General features: G+C 74.6%; 14 protein-coding genes. 5 read left to right on the forward strand and 9 right to left on the reverse strand.

All coding sequences use genetic code 11. The features are described 5' to 3' along the window. Positions 1 to 15: 15 nt before the first annotated feature. From V7S47_RS14880 to V7S47_RS14900, 5 genes are read right to left on the reverse strand one after another with little or no spacing between them, the layout of a single operon-like run. Positions 16 to 1,098 carry a glycosyltransferase gene (locus tag V7S47_RS14880; RefSeq protein WP_336562288.1) on the reverse strand — a complete coding sequence of 361 codons (1,083 nt, stop codon included), beginning with the start codon at positions 1,096 to 1,098 and terminating at the stop codon, positions 16 to 18. Further along, positions 1,095 to 2,201, reverse strand: coding sequence for a glycosyltransferase family 4 protein (locus V7S47_RS14885; RefSeq protein WP_336562289.1), 1,107 nt, complete (start codon positions 2,199 to 2,201; stop codon positions 1,095 to 1,097). Before V7S47_RS14885 ends, V7S47_RS14880 begins: the two co-directional genes overlap by 4 nt. After that, complete coding sequence (locus tag V7S47_RS14890; protein ID WP_336562291.1) at positions 2,198 to 3,526, reverse strand: O-antigen ligase family protein; 1,329 nt, start codon at positions 3,524 to 3,526, stop codon at positions 2,198 to 2,200. The genes V7S47_RS14885 and V7S47_RS14890 overlap by 4 nt, the downstream gene beginning before the upstream one ends. Further along, a complete protein-coding gene (locus V7S47_RS14895; protein ID WP_336562292.1) occupies positions 3,523 to 4,338 on the reverse strand; it encodes a polysaccharide deacetylase family protein in 816 nt (271 codons plus the stop codon). The genes V7S47_RS14890 and V7S47_RS14895 overlap by 4 nt, the downstream gene beginning before the upstream one ends. Continuing rightward, positions 4,335 to 7,085: an oligosaccharide flippase family protein gene (locus V7S47_RS14900; protein ID WP_336562293.1), complete on the reverse strand. Its 2,751-nt coding sequence runs from the start codon at positions 7,083 to 7,085 to the stop codon at positions 4,335 to 4,337. Before V7S47_RS14900 ends, V7S47_RS14895 begins: the two co-directional genes overlap by 4 nt. Positions 7,086 to 7,166: 81 nt before the next feature. On the opposite strand from V7S47_RS14900, the gene V7S47_RS14905 reads away from it, so the two are divergent. After that, complete coding sequence (locus tag V7S47_RS14905; RefSeq protein WP_336562294.1) at positions 7,167 to 7,907, forward strand: hypothetical protein; 741 nt, start codon at positions 7,167 to 7,169, stop codon at positions 7,905 to 7,907. A gap of 5 nt (positions 7,908 to 7,912) precedes the next feature. Here V7S47_RS14905 and V7S47_RS14910 read toward each other — a convergent pair whose 3' ends face one another. Next, entirely contained in the window at positions 7,913 to 8,731 is an 819-nt protein-coding gene (locus V7S47_RS14910) for a hypothetical protein (protein ID WP_336562295.1), read from the reverse strand. 150 nt (positions 8,732 to 8,881) lie between these two features. Here V7S47_RS14910 and V7S47_RS14915 point away from each other — a divergent pair, with 150 nt between their 5' ends. Beyond that, the gene (locus V7S47_RS14915; RefSeq protein ID WP_336562296.1) at positions 8,882 to 9,910 is read left to right on the forward strand and encodes a GNAT family N-acetyltransferase; all 1,029 of its coding nucleotides are present in this window, start codon (positions 8,882 to 8,884) and stop codon (positions 9,908 to 9,910) included. Here the strand turns inward: V7S47_RS14915 and V7S47_RS14920 are convergent. After that, positions 9,902 to 10,768, reverse strand: a complete 867-nt coding sequence (locus V7S47_RS14920) for a JmjC domain-containing protein (RefSeq protein WP_336562297.1) — start codon at positions 10,766 to 10,768, stop codon at positions 9,902 to 9,904. The two genes, V7S47_RS14915 and V7S47_RS14920, sit on opposite strands and share 9 nt — an antisense overlap. Positions 10,769 to 10,853: 85 nt before the next feature. Continuing rightward, on the reverse strand, positions 10,854 to 12,728 hold the full coding sequence (lepA, locus tag V7S47_RS14925) for a translation elongation factor 4 (RefSeq protein ID WP_090859351.1): 1,875 nt from the start codon (positions 12,726 to 12,728) through the stop codon (positions 10,854 to 10,856). Positions 12,729 to 12,926: 198 nt separating this feature from the next. On the opposite strand from lepA, the gene V7S47_RS14930 reads away from it, so the two are divergent. Next, positions 12,927 to 13,340: a hypothetical protein gene (locus tag V7S47_RS14930; RefSeq protein ID WP_336562298.1), complete on the forward strand. Its 414-nt coding sequence runs from the start codon at positions 12,927 to 12,929 to the stop codon at positions 13,338 to 13,340. Here V7S47_RS14930 and V7S47_RS14935 read toward each other — a convergent pair. Further along, entirely contained in the window at positions 13,324 to 15,048 is a 1,725-nt protein-coding gene (locus V7S47_RS14935; RefSeq protein WP_336562299.1) for a thiamine pyrophosphate-dependent enzyme, read from the reverse strand. The genes V7S47_RS14930 and V7S47_RS14935 overlap by 17 nt on opposite strands. Positions 15,049 to 15,082: 34 nt before the next feature. On the opposite strand from V7S47_RS14935, the gene V7S47_RS14940 reads away from it, so the two are divergent. Continuing rightward, positions 15,083 to 16,033, forward strand: coding sequence for a phosphotransferase family protein (locus V7S47_RS14940; protein ID WP_336562301.1), 951 nt, complete (start codon positions 15,083 to 15,085; stop codon positions 16,031 to 16,033). A 131-nt stretch (positions 16,034 to 16,164) separates the two neighbouring features. Next, a complete protein-coding gene (rpsT, locus tag V7S47_RS14945) occupies positions 16,165 to 16,425 on the forward strand; it encodes a 30S ribosomal protein S20 (RefSeq protein ID WP_090859359.1) in 261 nt (86 codons plus the stop codon). Positions 16,426 to 16,452: the final 27 nt, after the last annotated feature.

Raw genomic sequence — 16,452 nt, forward strand, 5'->3', positions numbered from 1 at the left:
AACAGGCGACCCGGGTCACGGGCGCCTCGATCGGTTGAGCTCGTCGTAGATCCGTTGGTAGCGGGCCCGCATCGTCTCCACGGAGAAGCGGGCGGCCGCGGCCGCGCGACCGCGGGCGGCCATCTCGGCCCGCTGCGAGGCGCTGCCCAGCACGCGCAGCAGCCCGTCGGCCAGCGCGGCCGGAGACCCGGGGGCCACCAGCTCGACCGTGCGGGCGTCGAGGGAGCGCAGGCCGCCGACCGCGGACGCGACGACCGGTACGCCGGCCGCCATCGCCTCGAGCACGGTCATCGGCAGTCCCTCGCGGTCGGAGGGCAGCACCAGGACGTCGGCGGCTGCGAGCAGCCGGGCCACGTCGCGCCGCTGGCCGAGCAGCCGCACCCGGTGCTCCAGGCCGGCCGCGCGCACCTGCTCCTCGACCCGGTCGCGGTGCTCGCCGTCGCCCGCGACCAGGAGCACCGCGGGAGCCGGCACCCGCTGCCAGGCCTCGACCAGCAGGTCGTGACGCTTGGGCGGGGCGAGCCGGGCCAGACACAGCGCGACCGGGACGTCGGGCGCGATCCCGAGGTCGGCGCGTGCCCGGTCGCGGCCCGGACCGACGGCGACCCCGGCCGCGTTCTCCACGACGTCGAGCCGGGTACGACGCAGCCCGTGCTGCTCCAGGCGCGCGGCGACGTCGTCGGAGACCGCGACGACCCGGTCCGCGACCCGGTCCAGCACCCGGGCCGCGGCCGGGTAGTCGCTCTCGGCCAGGCCGTGCACGGTGCTCATCAGCGGCGTGCGTCGGGCGGGCCAGCGGGCCCCGAGGTGGGCCGCCACGGAGGCGCGCACGTTGTGGGCGTGCAGCACGTCGACGGGGCGGCGCAGCACCTCGCCCCGGATCCGCGCGGCGGCCACGCCGAGCGCGCCCGGGCCGCGCGAGCGCAGGGGTACGGCGACGGTGCGCACCCCGCGTTCCTGCAGGTGCTCGGCCCGCCAGCCCGGCTCGCTCGCCACCGCGAGGTGGTCGCCCTGGTCGGCGAGGTGGGCGACCAGGTCGCTGACCACCGTCTCGGCGCCGCCGGTGCCCATCTCGGCGATGACCATCAGCGCCCTCACGCGACCGCCCTCCCGTAGACGGCCTGGAGCCCGTCGACGCAGTGCCGCAGCGTCCAGCCCGACCCGATCCGCTCGCGGGCCGCCGCCCCCATCGCCGCCGGCCGTCCGGGGGTCCGCAGGACGTCGGCGAGCGCGGCGGCGAAGGCCACCGGGTCACCGGGCGCGCAGAGCCGCCCGTCCACGCCGTCGCGCACCAGCTCGGGCACGCCGCCCACCGCGGTCGCGACGACCGGGCGCCCGGAGGCCATCGCCTGCAGCACGACGAGCGGGCAGTTCTCGGCCGCCGAGGTCAGGGCGAGCACGTGCGCGCCGGCGAGGTGCGGGCGCGGGTCGGCGACCCGGCCGGTCAGGGTGACGCGGGCGGCCAGCGGGCCCCGGCGTACCCGGTCCTCGACGTGGGCCCGGTCGGGCCCGTCCCCCACCACGACGACCCGGACGTCGGACAGCCGCTCGGCGGCGTCGAGCAGGACGTCGAGCCGCTTGACGCCACCCATCAGACCCACCCAGACGACCGTCGGCGGACCGTCCGGCAGCGGCGTGACCGGGTAGTGGTCCGGGTCGACCCCGTTGGCGACGACGTGCACCCGGTCGGCGGGCAGGCCGACGTGCTCGACGGCGTACGACGCGACCGCGGCGCTCGGCGTCACCACGCGGGCCCGCCCCCAGCGGGTGACCAGCCGCTCGCCGGTCAGGTAGTAGAGCCGGTCGCGGCGCCGGCGCGGCCCGGCCAGCGCGTTGCCGGCGACCAGGTCGGACAGCCCGTCGGCGACGCCGTGCAGGGTGTAGACGACCCGCGTGCCCGGCAGCAGCGGCGCGGCCGCGCGGGCCAGCCAGCCGGCCCGGCGGTCGTGGGCGTGCAGGACCTCCGGGCGCAGCCGTCCGAGCAGGCGGCCGGTCGTCAGGGCGCCGTTCGCGTCGCGCTTGCTGGTCGGCGCCGCGTCGTGCCAGGTCACGCCGGCGGCGCGGGCCCGGTCGGTCCCGGGACCGGTCGGGCCGACGAGGTGGCTGTCCACGCCCCGAGCCACCAGCTCGGCGGCGACGGCGACGGCGTGGTCGACCGGTCCGCCCTCGGCCTGGGTCAGCAGCTGGACGACGCGGCTCACGTCGACACCCCCGTCTCCCGCGGCGACCGCCCGGCGAGCCCGGCGCCGAGGGCCACGAGCAGCCAGAGCGGGAGGAAGTATTGCTCGGTGACGAAGGTGGCGGCGGCCGCCGTACCGGCGAGGGCGGAGCAGACCGCGCCGGCCAGCGGATCGCGCTCGCGCCGCCAGGTCAGCAGGGCGGCCAGGAAGCCGGTGACCAGGACGGCGAGGAAGGCGAGCAGCCCGAGCAGGCCGAGCTCGCTGGACGTCTCCAGGTAGGTGTTGTGGGCGACGTCGAGCCGGTGGTTGACGTCGTCGGGCAGCCGGTCGAGGTAGTCGCTGTGGGAGAGTTGGAAGGCACCGGGGCCGAGCCCGAGCACCGGGTTCTCGAGGGTCATCCGGCCCGCGGACTCCCAGAGGTCGAGCCGCTCGGAGACGTTCTGGTCGGCGACGTGCTCCTTCTGGTCGAGGCTGGTCGCGACCAGGCCGGGGACGGCGACCAGGCTCAGCGCGACGAGCAGGCCGAGCAGCGCGGTCAGCCCGGCCAGCGCGCGCAGCGAGAGCTGCCCGAGCACGACGGCGACGAGCAGCGCCACCCCGGCGCCGACCAGGGCGCCGCGCGAGAGGGTGCCGAGCAGGGCGAGCAGGAGCAGCGCGGTCGCGACGCCGTACGGCCAGGGCGTGGTGGAGCGCGACCGCAGGCCGAGGGCGAGCGGGAGCGCGGCCAGCAGGAAGAAGGCCAGGTCGTTGGGGTCGCCGAGCGGGCCGACGACCCGCCGCTCGTCGGCGAACAGGTAGGTCAGCAGGCCGCACAGCGCGGCCGCGGTGCACGACCAGACGTAGGCCCGGGCCAGCCGGGCCGGGCTGACGAGCGCCGGCAGGCAGTCGAGGAGGACGGCGACGACGGCGAGGAAGCCGGCCCAGCGCAGCAGGACGGCGAGGCCCGCGGTCCCGTTGGTGTGCGCAACCGTCGCCGCGAGCAGCACGACGAGCAGGCCGAGCACGGACAGCAGCACCGGAGCGTGCACGGCCCCCGGCAGTGGCCCGCGGCAGCGGCGCAGCAGCCAGGCCGCGACCAGCAGCACGGCCAGCACCTTGACCACCCGCCCGTCGACCACGTGGAGGTAGTCCTCGAACACCGCCGAGGCCACCACGGCCAGAGCCGCCCACTCGACGTGCAGCAGCAGGGCGGTGCCGACGACGGCCGCCGCCAGGACACCGAGCACCAGGACCGGCTGCACGCCCGCGGCGAAGCCGAGCAGCGCGGCCAGCCCGACGACGATGACCTGGCCCCGGCTGCGCGAGCCGGAGCCGGTGGTCTCCTCGACCACGGCCAGGGAGGTCACGCGGGCCCCCGGCGGCGCCAGGTGTCGAGCGGGCGCAGGTAGGTGTAGGCGCCGTCGAGGATCAGCCGCAGGTCGGCCGTCGCCGCCGGCACGAACGACCGGCGCAGCTCCAGCGGGTGGGTGCGGGCCGTGTTGGTGCCGCGGTCGACGGTGATGCCCGTGGTGTAGCCGGCCCGCTCGGCGGCGGCGCGGACCGCGCCCGACCAGCCGCCCGTCGGGTAGGCGACCGCGCGCACCGGCCGCCCGAGCAGATCCTCCAGCCGGCTGCGCGACTCTCCCAGCTCGTGCTCCAGCAGGGCCGGGTCCAGGCCCGGCAGCCACGGGTGGGTGACGGTGTGCGAGCCGAGCGCGAGCCCCTGGCCCGCGGCCTCGACGAGCTCGTCGGCGGTGGCCAGCCGGATCCGGTCCGGCTCCCGCTCGCCCTCGTCCCAGGCGAAGCGCATCGGACCGACCAGGCTGCCCGTGACCACGAAGAGGGTGGCGTCCAGGCCGCGCTCCTTCAGCAGCGGCCAGGCCGTCTCGACCACGCTGGCGTAGCCGTCGTCGAAGGTCAGCGCGACGGCCCGCGGAGGCAGGGTCCCGGCCTGGAGCCGCGCCACGGCCGACTCCAGCGGCAGCACCTGCGCGTCCACCTCCTCCAGCACGTCGAGGTGGGCGCGGAAGTCGTCGACCCCCGTCGAGAGCCCGTCGGTACGACGGCCGTCGACCCGGTGCCAGCCGATCACGGTCAGGCCGTGCTGGCGGCGCAGCCGGCGCCCGGACCGGGCCAGCGGTCGCAGGGTCCGGGCGATCGCCCGGGTGGGAGCCTTCACGACGTCCTCCTGACGAGCCGGGCCGCGGCGAGCAGGTGCTGGCGGTCGAGCAGCCAGACCGGGACGGCGTACGCCGCGGCGCCGAGCAGCGCGAGCCCGACCAGGCTGCCGACGCTCGGGCCGTCGAGGTCGAGCAGGGTCCGGGCGGCGAGCACCACCACGACCATCGCCGCGACGCCTGCCGCAGCCGGGCGGAGCGCCCGGCCCAGGGCTCGCAGCGAGAAGCCGCGCACCAGGACCCGGGCCAGCGTGACGGCGAGCAGCGCGACGCACCCGGCGACCGCGAGCTGGGTGAGCGCGACCGGGACCACGCCGTGGTGCGCCACCACCGACAGGCTGGCGACGAGCAGCAGCAGGTGGCACAGCCGCACGGTCATCGTCACGGCGGGCCGTCCCGACGCGTTGAGGGTCACCTGCACCAGCTGACCGACGCTGAGCAGTACGGCGTACCCGGCGAGCCAGGCGACGACCGGCACGCCCGGCTCCCACTTCTCGCCGAGCAGGGTGAGGTGGTCGGCCAGCAGCGCGACGCCCGCGCAGAGCGGCAGCACCAGGGTCAGGGTCGCGGTCATCACCACGGTCGCGGCCTCGCCCAGCCGCCGCCCGCGCATCCGGCACAGGTAGGGGAACGCCGCGCCGGTGATGACGACGACGATCATCAGGTACGGCATGAACGAGAGCCGGAAGGCCAGCGAGTACTGGCCGAGCGCGACCGGGCCGAGCACCGCGGAGACGATGAGGTAGTCGACGTTGAGCTGGACCAGCTCCAGCAGGTTCGCGCCGGCGTACGGGCCGCCGTAGGTCAGCAGGCCGCGAGCGTCCTCGCGGTTCCAGCCGGGGAGCACCGGCGGGTGCACGCACCAGGACAGCAGCAGGGTGAGCACGGCCTGGACGACCTGGCCCGCGACCAGCGCCATCACGCCGCTGCCGCCGGCGACCAGGGCGATGGCGACACCCGCGCCGACGACCGAGGAGACCGTGTCCGGGACGATCCGGCGCAGGAACAGCAAGCGCCGGCGCAACAGCTCGTTGGTGACGGCGGCGACGGCCAGGCAGGGCAGGACGGCGGTCAGGCCACGGATCACCGGGGCACCGTCGGCGGCCCCGAGGGTGCGGGCGAGCCAGGGCGCCGCGGCCCACAGCAGCCCCGCGAGCGCGATCCCCATGCCCGCGCCGATCGTGACCGCCGTGCGCGCGGCGCGCTCGACGTCACCACGCCAGTAGACGAGCGCGCTCGCCGTCCCGAGGCTGGTGACGACCGCCGAGGCGTTCGCGACCAGGGTGCCGAGCGCGACCAGGCCCAGGGCCTCCGGAGCGAGCAGGGCCGCGAGGGCCAGCAGCACCACGGTCTGGGAGGTCTTGACCACGATGCCGTTGGTGGCCAGCCACAGTGCGCCGCGGGCGGTCCGCGCCGCGGCCAGTCCCTCGGTCCCGGTGGTCGGGACGGCCACGGGTGTCTCCAGACCGGTGCGCGCGGCGCTCAGGTGGGCGGCCAGCTCCTCGGGCGCGAGGTCGTGCTCGGACCGGTTGCGCAGGTAGAGCACCACCGCGGCCAGCACCAGGGCCCGGCGCTCGGCGCGGTCCCACGCGGTCCAGCGCCGGCCCGCCACCTCGGCGTCGCCGAGCAGGTCGACCTCGTCGACCAGCCGGAACAGCTCGGTCGTGACGTTGCGCCCCGGCTCCCCCGCCTCGCGCAGCGCCGGGCGGAGCACCCGGTCCAGGCCCAGCGGTGCGTCCGCCGAGGCGTTGTCCCAATCGATGACGACCCGCCGCTCGCCGTCGGCGAGCACGTTGCCGGACCACAGGTCGCCGTGGCACCAGGCCGTCGGGACGCCTCGCTCCAATACCGCCAGCTGCTCGGCCCAGGCCGCCCGCACGTCGAGCGGTACGACGTGCGCGCGCTCGCACCAGTCCGCGGCCCAGCCCGGCCCGGTCTCCCCGGTCAGCCGGGCGGCCAGCGCGTCGACGACCGCCTCCGCGCCGGCGGCCTGCGACTCGGCGGTCGGCCACGGCCACCCGCCGGTCGAGCGGCGTCGCGGCACCCACTCCACCGCGACCCAGGGAAGGCCGCGGACCGTGCCGGAGGCGAGGGTGGCGGGCAGCAGCGGCGCCAGCTCCGGCACGTCGGCGAGCACGGCCCGCGACGGGTCGGGGTCGCGGTCGGGGTGCACCATCGTCAGCCGTACGGCGACGTCGCCGTCCGCGGTGCGCACGCGCAGGACCGTGTGGCCGGCGGTCACCACGCCGACCAGTCGGCCGGGGACACCGGTGGCGTGCTCGAGCTGGGCGAGCACCTCGTCGGCGAGCGTCGGCCGGTCCGCACCGGTGACGTCGAGGAAGCTGCCGTGCCGCCGCGCGAGGGCCAGCGCCGCGCGCCGTCGTACCCACGCGGCGGGATCGGCGACGCCCGAGACCGGCCAGCCCCGGCGCCAGACCAGCTCGGGCCGGTCGGACGCCGGGTAGACGGCGTGCTGCCCGTGCGGTCCGAGCACGGCGACCGTCCCGCCGGGCGCGACCCGTCGGCGCAGCGCCTCGACGTCGTGGCCGGCCGCCTCGACGACCAGCAGCGTCCAGCCGTCGGCCGGGGCCTCGTCGAGGGTGGTCGCCTCCGGCAGCGCGGCCGCGAGGTGGGGCCGCAGGACCTCGCCGACGGCGAGCACCGGGACCGGTCCCGGGTCGGCCGGCAGCAGGACGCGGACGGCGGCCAGCCGGTCGCCGACCGTCCAGTGCGGCAGCGTCCGGGTCACCGTGTGCCTACCATGACGCCCGGCGCCGCGCGGCGCACGAGGACGGGGACACGGGTGCACACACGACGCAGGGCCGGGGCCATGGCGCTGGCGCTGACCGCGCTCGCCGCATCGCTCGCCGGATGCGCCCAGCTCACCGGCGCCGACGCCGACGTGACGGACCCGACCGCGGGCACCTCGGGGTCGACCGACGTACTGGCCACCCAGGAGTGGGGCGAGCTCGACGGTCTGGTCTCGGTGCTCGTCCGCAACGACGGCGACCGGACCCTACGGCGGGCCACCGCCGTCGTCACGGCCGTCGACGAGCGTGGAGTGACCCTGGCGTCATCGGCGGTCCAGTCGGCACGCGGCGACTGCTGCACGGTGCTCGACCTCCCTCCGGGAACGACGTACGGGCTGTACTTCGACACGCAGGTGGACCCGGCCGCGATCGCGGACGTCGAGGTTCGCTACCGCGACGTGTCGTGGGCCAACGACGACACCGCCTCGTCGGTCACGGCCGAGTCGGTCGGGATCCGCGGCACCGCCGAGGGCACGGTCGTGCTCGCCGACGTGACACCCGCGGGCACGGCCGTCGACGTGGCGACCGTGCAGGCGACGCTGGCCCGGCCCGACGGGACGTTCCTCGCCGTGGTCTCCGGGCGCTGGCACTGCTTCCCCGCCGACCAGGTGCAGCGCATCGAGATGGAGCTGCTGCACCCGGTGCCCGCCGGGAGCACGGTCACGGGCGTGCAGGTGCTCCCGATCCGCCCGCCCAACGCCGCGACGGACTACGTCGACGAGGCCACGCCCGTCGCCGGGGGTTGCGCCGACGGGCCGTGACCCGGTCACGTCCGGGGGGTGCGGAAGAGCCACCCGAGCGGGCGCTGGTCCGCCTCGGACTCGGGTCCGGACGGGTACGTCGGCGCCGGCGCCGGCTCGGTCGACAGCGTCTTCACGGCGACGGTCGGCTCGGGCGTGGGCCCAGGCGCGGGCGTCGCCTCGACGGGGTCCGGCTCAGCGGCCGGGGCCTCGTCCGCGGTCGCCGAGGAACGGGCGGCCAGGTCGTCGAGGACGGCCTCGGTGCGGGCCGCACGCTCGGCCGTCTCGGCCGCCGCGGCGAGCTCGCGCGGCGACGGACCCGCCGGCGTCTCGGGCAGCCGCTCGACGGCGTCGCTGCGGACCTGGTGCAGCGAGCGCTCCATCTCGGAGACCGACCCCTCCGCCTGCTGCAGGGTGCTCCCGAGGCCGCGCACGACCGTCTCGATGCCGGCGAGCAGCTCCTCGGCGCGCTGTCGCACCCCGTGCAGCCGCTCGCGGTTCTCGGCCTCGAGCTCGGCCAGGAACTGCTCGCGGGCCGCCTCGGCGTCGGCCCGTGCCTGCACCCGGAGCCGGTCCGCCGACTGACGGGCCTGGGCGAGGATGCCGTCGGCGCGCTCCCGGGCCTCGGCGGTGACCTGCTCGGCGCTGCTGCGCGCCTGCTGGGTCAGCTCGGCGGCGAGCGTCTCGGCCTCGGCGACCAGGCGCTCGGCGTCGACCCCGGCCTGGCGGCGCACCTGGGCCGCCTCGGCCAGGATCGCGTCGGCTTCCTGGCGTGCTCCGAGCGTGGCCCGGAAGGACTCCGCTCGGTCTCGTACGTCGGTGCTGCTGGTGGCGTGGTCGGACATGGCTCCGCCCTCGTTGTTCGGCACGGACATTTCCCCCCTGGAAACGTTCGGTCGCCCTAGGTGCCCGAGAAGGCGACACCCTGACGTCTGCTCGGAACAGCGATGGTGTAAACGTCAATCTCTCCTTGGCATCAGGCCTAGGCTCCGGGCGTGGACACCCCCCGGCCCGTCGTCGCGACCCTCGTCAGCGACCTCGGGGAGGCCGGTCCGGCGTGGGACCGGCTGGTCGACGAGAGCCCGGTCCCGTCCCCGTTCCTGAGGTCCTGGTGGTTGCGGTACGCGTGTACCGAAACAGGTTCCTACCTGGCCTTTCATCGAACGGGCGAGGGGCTGGTCGGCGGCCTCCCGATCACCCGGGACCGGCATCTCGGCGTGCCCCGGATCCGGTTCGGCGGCGCCGGCGTGCTGTGTCCCGACCACCTCGATCTGCTGTGTCGGGCCGGGGCGGAGAACGACCTGAAGGCACCTCTTATGACCTGGCTCACACAGCATCGGAACCTGATCGTTGACCTGAGTGGTCTGGTCCAGGGCTCGGTCCTCGGCCGGGTCCTCGGACGACCCGTCGAGGCGATCGACGTCGCGCCGTACGCCGCCCTGCCGGTCGCGCCCGCCGACTACCTCGCCACCCGGTCGTCGGGCACCCGCCGCAGCGCCCGGCGCTCCGACCGACGGCTGGCCGACGCCGGGGCCCGGCACCACCGCGTGCCGCGCGACGGCCTCGCCACCGCCCTCGCGGACTTCCGCCGGCTGCACGAGGCCCGTCCGGACCGGGCCCCGCTGCTGGCCGAGCTGCCCCGGCTGGCCCGCGCGCTCGACGCCGGCCTCGCGGCCGGCGAGGCCCGCGTCGACGTGCTGGAGACCGACGGTCGCGCGCGGGCGGTCTCGCTGGCCTTCGTCGTCGCGGGGCGGCTGAGCCTCTACCAGGTCGCCCGCTCGCTGGAGCGCGCCGACGACGGGGCCGGCACGGTCCTGCTCCACCGGGTCGTCGCGGACGCGGTGGCCGACGGCTGCCACGAGGTCGACTTCCTGCGCGGCGACGAGGGCTACAAGGACTCGCTCGCCGATGATCGGCGCAGCATCGGGCGGATCAGGTTCGCCCGCGGCGCGCTCGCCACCGGCGTGCTCGGCGCGCGGTCGCTCGCCGCGAGCGCGCACCGACGGGTCGAGCGGTCAGTGTGAGGCGGAGGTGTCCGGGCGCAACCGCCGGCGCAGCGCGGCGTACCCGCGCATGGCGCCGGCCTTCGCGCGGTCGCGCCGCGGCGCGTCGCCGTACGGACGGGGCGTCAGGCCGGTGCGTCGTACCTTCTCGTTGAGGGCCTGGACCAGCGACTCGTCCTCGTTGTCGCGGTTGAAGAACGTGACGGTGAGCGACAGCGACGTGGTGTCGCCGTTGCTCAGCCAGTGCGGGGTGTACGGCGGGATGTAGGCGCCGTCGCCGGGCCCGAGCGCGAGCTCGTCGGTCTGCTCGGGCATCGTCTCCAGCTTGCCGAAGGACGAGCCGCCCCAGTAGCGCCGTACCTCGCGCTCGCGCTGCTCGTCGTCGGCGAACCGACCGAACCCGAGCCGCCGGCGGCCCTGCAGCTGCAGGCAGAAGCTCTGCTCGATGTCGAAGTGCGCCGAGGTCACCGACCGCGGCGAGCTCGCGAAGACGAAGCCCATCCGGCGGCGCAGGGTGCCGGCCTCCACGCCGACCTGACGGGCGAGCTCGTCGACGATCTCGTCGACCAGCCGGTGGTACGACGCCACCCGCTCGATGTTCAGCAGCGTGAACCAGGAGTCGTTGGCCGCCAGCGAGCGGATCTGCTCGCTGATGGCCCGGACCGCGAGCGCGTCGGCCGTGCCGTCGGCGGCGACCAGCTCCTTCTCGGCCTTCTCCGCCGAGATGGAGTCCGGGCCGAGCTGCTCGGCCAGGTCGGCGATGGCGTCGAGCTGCAGCAGCGGGTGGTCCGGCAGCCGGTGCCGCAGCGCCAGCGGCCTCCGCTCGGCCAGGTGTGCTCCGAGCAGGCCGTCGCCGTCGATCAGGGGTGCGTCGCTCATCGGTGGTCCTCGCGTACGGGCGGGCCCGGTCGCCCGCCGAGACGCCCGGTCACTACCCGTCCTGGCGGACCGCCAACCGCACCGCCTACTTCTTGGCGGTCTTCTCGGTCGGCTGCGTGGTGGAGAGCGCGGCGACGAAGGCCTCCGGCGGGACCTCGACGGTGCCGATGTTCTTCATCCGCTTCTTGCCGGCCTTCTGCTTCTCCAGCAGCTTGCGCTTGCGGGTGATGTCGCCGCCGTAGCACTTGGCCAGGACGTCCTTGCGGATCGCCCGGATGTTCTCGCGGGCGATCACCCGGGCGCCGATGGCGGCCTGGATCGGGACCTCGAACTGCTGGCGCGGGATCAGGTCCTTCAGCTTGCCGGCCATCATCACGCCGTAGGAGTACGCCGCGTCCTTGTGGATGATCGCGGAGAAGGCGTCGACGGGCTCGCCCTGCAGGAGGATGTCGACCTTGACCAGGTCGGCCGCCTGCTCGCCGGACCGCTCGTAGTCGAGCGAGGCGTAGCCCTTGGTGCGCGACTTCAGCTGGTCGAAGAAGTCGAAGACGATCTCGCCCATGGGCAGCGTGTAGCGCATCTCGACGCGGTCCTCGGAGAGGTAGTCCATCCCCTGCAGGCTGCCGCGCTTGTTCTGGCAGAGCTCCATGATCGTGCCGATGTAGTCGCTCGGGCTCAGGATGGTCGCCTTGACGACCGGCTCGCGGACCTCGGAGATCTTGCCCTCGGGGTACTCGCTGGGGTTGGTCACCACGATCTCGGAGCCGTCCTCCATGACCACGTCGTAGACCACGTTCGGCGCGGTCGAGATCAGGTCGAGGTTGAACTCGCGCTCGAGGCGGTCGCGGGTGATCTCCATGTGCAGCAGGCCGAGGAAGCCGATCCGGAAGCCGAAGCCGAGGGCGCCGGAGGTCTCCGGCTCGAAGGTCAGCGCGGCGTCGTTGAGCTGCAGCCGCTCCAGGGCGTCGCGCAGCGTCGGGTAGTCGTCGCCGTCGATCGGGTAGAGCCCCGAGTAGACCATCGGATTGGGGTGCTTGTAGCCGCCGAGCGCCTCGGTGGCGCCGTGGTGCTGGCTGGTGACGGTGTCGCCGACCCGGGACTGGCGGACGTCCTTCACCCCGGTGATGAGGTAACCCACCTCACCGACGCCGAGGTCGCCGGCCTTGACCGGCTCGGGGCTGATCACGCCGACCTCGAGCATCTCGTGCACGGCGCCGGTCGACATCATCTTGATCCGGTCGCGGTGGGTGAGCTTGCCGTCGACGACCCGGACGTAGGTGACCACGCCGCGGTAGGTGTCGTAGACCGAGTCGAAGATCAGGGCCCGGGCGGGCGCGTCGGCGTCGCCGACCGGCGGCGGGGTCTCCTTCACGATGTGGTTGAGCAGGCCCTCGACGCCCAGGCCGGTCTTGGCGCTGACGCGCAGCACGTCGTCGGGCTCGCAGCCGACCAGACCGGCGAGCTCCGCGGCGTACTTGTCGGGGTTGGCGCCGGGCAGGTCGATCTTGTTGAGCACCGGGATGATGTGCAGGTCGGCGCCCATGGCGAGGTAGAGGTTGGCCAGGGTCTGCGCCTCGATGCCCTGGGCGGCGTCGACCAGCAGGATGGCGGCCTCGCAGGCCTCCAGCGACCGCGACACCTCGTAGGTGAAGTCGACGTGGCCCGGGGTGTCGATCATGTTCAGGACGTAGGTGCCGGGCTCGGCGGCCTCGTCGTTGCCGGCGGGGACCGTCCACGGCATCCGCACGGCCTGGCTCTTGATGGTGATCCCGCGCTCGCGCTCGATGTCCATCCGGTCGAGGTACTGCGCCCGCGCCGCGCGCGCGTCGACGACACCGGTCAGCTGCAGCATCCGGTCGGCCAGCGTCGACTTGCCGTGGTCGATGTGGGCGATGATGCAGAAGTTCCGGATGATCGCCGGATCGGTGCGGCCCGGGGGCGGCGCGGTGTTCGTGGGCACGAATGTCTCTCGTTCGAGTGCTCGGGGACCCGTCGATTCTCCCACACGGCCCGCACGATCACGCCTTCCGCGGTCCCGGGCGGAGCACCCGGGCGAGCACGTCGTCGGGGGCCGGCAGGGCATCGGGCCGATGGCGAGGCGATGCCCGCGCCCGGCCCCTCGGGGTTCGGGAGTGGGTACGGCGGGCACCGTGAGCACATGAGCTGGGACGTGGTGCTCGTGGACGTGGCGCGACCGAGGCCCCGGGTCTCCGAGCTCGACGAGGCCCTGGTGCGCCCGCTCGGCCCGGCCGACGACCTGCGCGCCTGGCTGTGCGAGGAGCTGCCGGGCACGGACTGGTCCGACCCGCGCTGGGGCGCCTGGTCCGACGGCGAGCACCTCTTCGAGCTGAGCATCGACGAGGACCCGGTGACGATGCTGATGATCGGGGTGCGCGGCGGCGGCGACCCGGTCGCGGTGCTCCGACGACTGGCCCGGGCGCGTGGCTGGAGCGTGATCGACACGAGCACCGGCGACTGGCTCGACCTCGACGGTCGGGACGGTGACGACGGCGGCGCCGGCTGGATGGGATTCCGGGCCTTCCGCGACCACGACGTCACTCGGGGCTCGTGACCGCCTCCTTGGTCTTGGCGATCGCGAAGCCCCACGCCTGACCGAGCGTCGGCTGGGGCGGGATCGACACCTCGTCGGGGTTGGTGAGCACGTCGAGCAGCACCGGGCCGTCGTACGCCATCGTCTCGGCGACCGCGGCCTCCAGGTCGTGGGGGTCCTCGACCCGGATGCCTCGCATGCCGACCGCCTCGGCCACCTTCGCGAAGTCGGGGTTGTGCAGCACGGTGCCGAACTCGGGCAGGCCGGCCTGCTCCATCTCCAGCTTGACCATGCCGAGCCGACCGTTGTCGAAGACCACCAGCTTCACCGGGAGGTCGTGGCTCACGGCCGTGAGCAGGTCGCCCATCAGCATCGACAGGCCGCCGTCGCCGCAGCAGGCGACCACCTGCCGCGTCCGGTCGAGCCCCGCGGCGCCCAGGGCCTGCGGCATGGCGTTGGCCATCGAGCCGAGGTTGAACGAGCCGAGGAGCCGGCGCTCGCCGGTCATCCGGACGAACCGGGCGAGCCAGGTGGTGGCCATGCCGGTGTCGACCGTGAACACCGCGTCGGGGGCGGCGTAGCGGTCCAGCAGCCCGGCGAGCAGCTCGGGCCGGATCCGCCCCTCGGGGTTGTCGACCTTCCGGCGGAGCAGGCCCTTCGGCTTCCGGTCGTACGACGGGTCGAGGAACTGCTGCTGCCGCTCCCGCCACGCGTCGTACGACGCCCGCGCCTTGTCCAGGTGTCCCCCGTCGGTCCGGGGCCGGACCTGCTCCACCAGGGCCTGCACGGCGAGCCGGGCGTCGCCGACCACGGCATGCTCCACCGGCGTACGACGGCCGACGTGCGAGCCGTCCGCATCGACCTGCACCGTCGTGGTGCCGTGCGGGAGGAACTGCGTGTAGGGGAAGTCGGTGCCGAGCATCAGCAGCAGGTCGCACTTCTCGAAGGCCACGGCGCTGGCGTGGTTGCCCAGCAGCCCGGACTGCCCGACCTCGAAGGGGTTGTCCTGCTCGAGGCCCTCCTTGGCCTTCAGGGTCAGCACCATCGGCGCCTGCAGTCGCTCGGCGAGCGCGAGCACCTCGGCCCGGGCGTGCCGGGCGCCCTGACCGACGAGCAGGGTCACCCGCTCCGCAGCGTCGATCGCCCGGACCGCGGCGGCGACCGACTCCTCCGACGGCGGGACCGGCGGCTGCTCGACGACGAGGCGCGGGACCGCCGTACCCTTCGGCACCTCCAGCTCCCCCACGTCGCCCGGCAGGGTGAGCACGGCGACCCCGCGCTCCTGCAGGGCGGCGTTCCCGGCCTGCTCAATCAGGCGTGGCAGCTGGTCGACGCTGGTGACCGTCGCGCGGAAGACCGCCACGTCGGCGAACAGGGCGTCGTTGTCGACCTCCTGGAAGAAGTCGCTGCCGATGTCCTCGCGCGGCACCTGGCCGCAGATCGCCAGGACCGGGGCGTGCGACTTCTTGGCGTCGTAGAGCCCGTTGAGCAGGTGCACGGCACCGGGTCCGACGGTGCCCATGCACACGCCGAGGCGGCCGGTGAGCTGGGCCTGGGCGCCGGCCGCGAAGGCACCCACCTCCTCGTGCCGGACCCCGATCCACTCGATCCGGTCCTCCCGCCGGATCGCGTCGGTCACCGGGTTGAGCGCATCGCCGACCACGCCCCACACCTGGGTCACGCCGTGCTCGGCGAGGGTCTCGATCAACAGCTCCGCGACAGTGGTCATCACCTCCGGTACCCGGACCCGGCAGGATGTCCCGGTGATCGCGACCACCGTGCCCTTCGGCCGCACCGCCCGCCGCCTGGAGTGGGCCCACCTGCCCCCACACGTCCGGGCGCTCGTGGAGCGGGAGTGCGGCTCGGCCGTGGTCGAGGCGACCTCGCAGGGCGGTGGCTTCACCCCCGGCTTCGCGTCGGTGCTGCGCTGCGAGGACGGCAGCCGTCACTTCGTGAAGGCGGCGTCCACGAAGGCCCAGCGGGCCTTCGCCCTCTCCTACCGCGAGGAGGCCCGCAAGCTCGGCGCCTTGCCGCCCGAGGCCCCGGCGCCGCGGCTGCTGTGGCTGCACGACCGCGACGACTGGGTGGTCCTGGGGATCGAGCACGTCGAGGCCGCGACCCCGCGGCGCCCCTGGAGGGTGGCCGACGTCGAGGGCGCGGCCGCGATGCTCGAGTCCCTGGCGGCCACCCTGACCCCCGTTCCGCCGGCCCTCGACCTGGCCCCGGTCGCCGACGACCTCGCCGACTGGCCGGCCGCCTGGGACCACCTGCGCCTCACCCGTCCGGACCTCCCCCACCTCGACGACGCCGCCGGGCTCGCGGCCAGCTTCGCCGCGGTGGGTGCCGGCGACACCGTCGTGCACACCGACGTCCGTGACGACAACCTGCTGCTCGCCGCCGACGGCCGGGTCCTGCTCTGCGACTGGAACTGGCCCGTGCTCGGCGCCGCCTGGCTCGACACCGTGCTGCTGATGGTCGGCCCGCGGGGTGACGGCCTGGACGTCGACGCGCTCCTGGCGCGACTCCCCCTGACCCGCGACGTTCCCGCCGACCACGTCGACGCGTTCCTCGCGCTGCTCGCGGGCTACTTCTGGAAGCAGGGCGACGAACGGGTGCCGCCCGCCTCGCCGTACCTGCGCGACTTCCAGCGCTGGCAGGGTGACGTGGTCTGGGACTGGCTGGCCGAGCGTCGCGGCTGGCATGACCCGGCGTGACTCCTGCGTGATTTGGGCGGCCCGCCGCGCCACTGTTAATCTCGTACGTCGCGTGTCTGGCCGTAGCCGTCCGCCGACCGCGCACCACGAACTTTCCTAGCTTCATCCACACCTACGACGAAGGCGCAGAAGTGGCGAACATCAAGTCCCAGATCAAGCGGAACAAGCAGAACGAGAAGGCGCACGAGCGCAACAAGGCCGTGAAGACGGGCCTGAAGTCTGCTGTCCGCAAGTTCCGCGAGCTCGCGGAGGCCGGTGACAAGGAGGCCGCGACCGTGGCCGGCCGCGACGCCGCCAAGAAGCTCGACAAGGCCGCCTCCAAGGGCGTCATCCACAAGAACCAGGCCGCGAACCGCAAGTCCGCGATCGCCAAGAAGACCGCCTCTCTCTGAGTCGTCCTCGCGAAGGCGCCGCCCCCT

The organism is Nocardioides sp. CCNWLW216 (assembly GCF_037120545.1).
GTDB lineage: Bacteria > Actinomycetota > Actinomycetes > Propionibacteriales > Nocardioidaceae > Nocardioides > Nocardioides lianchengensis.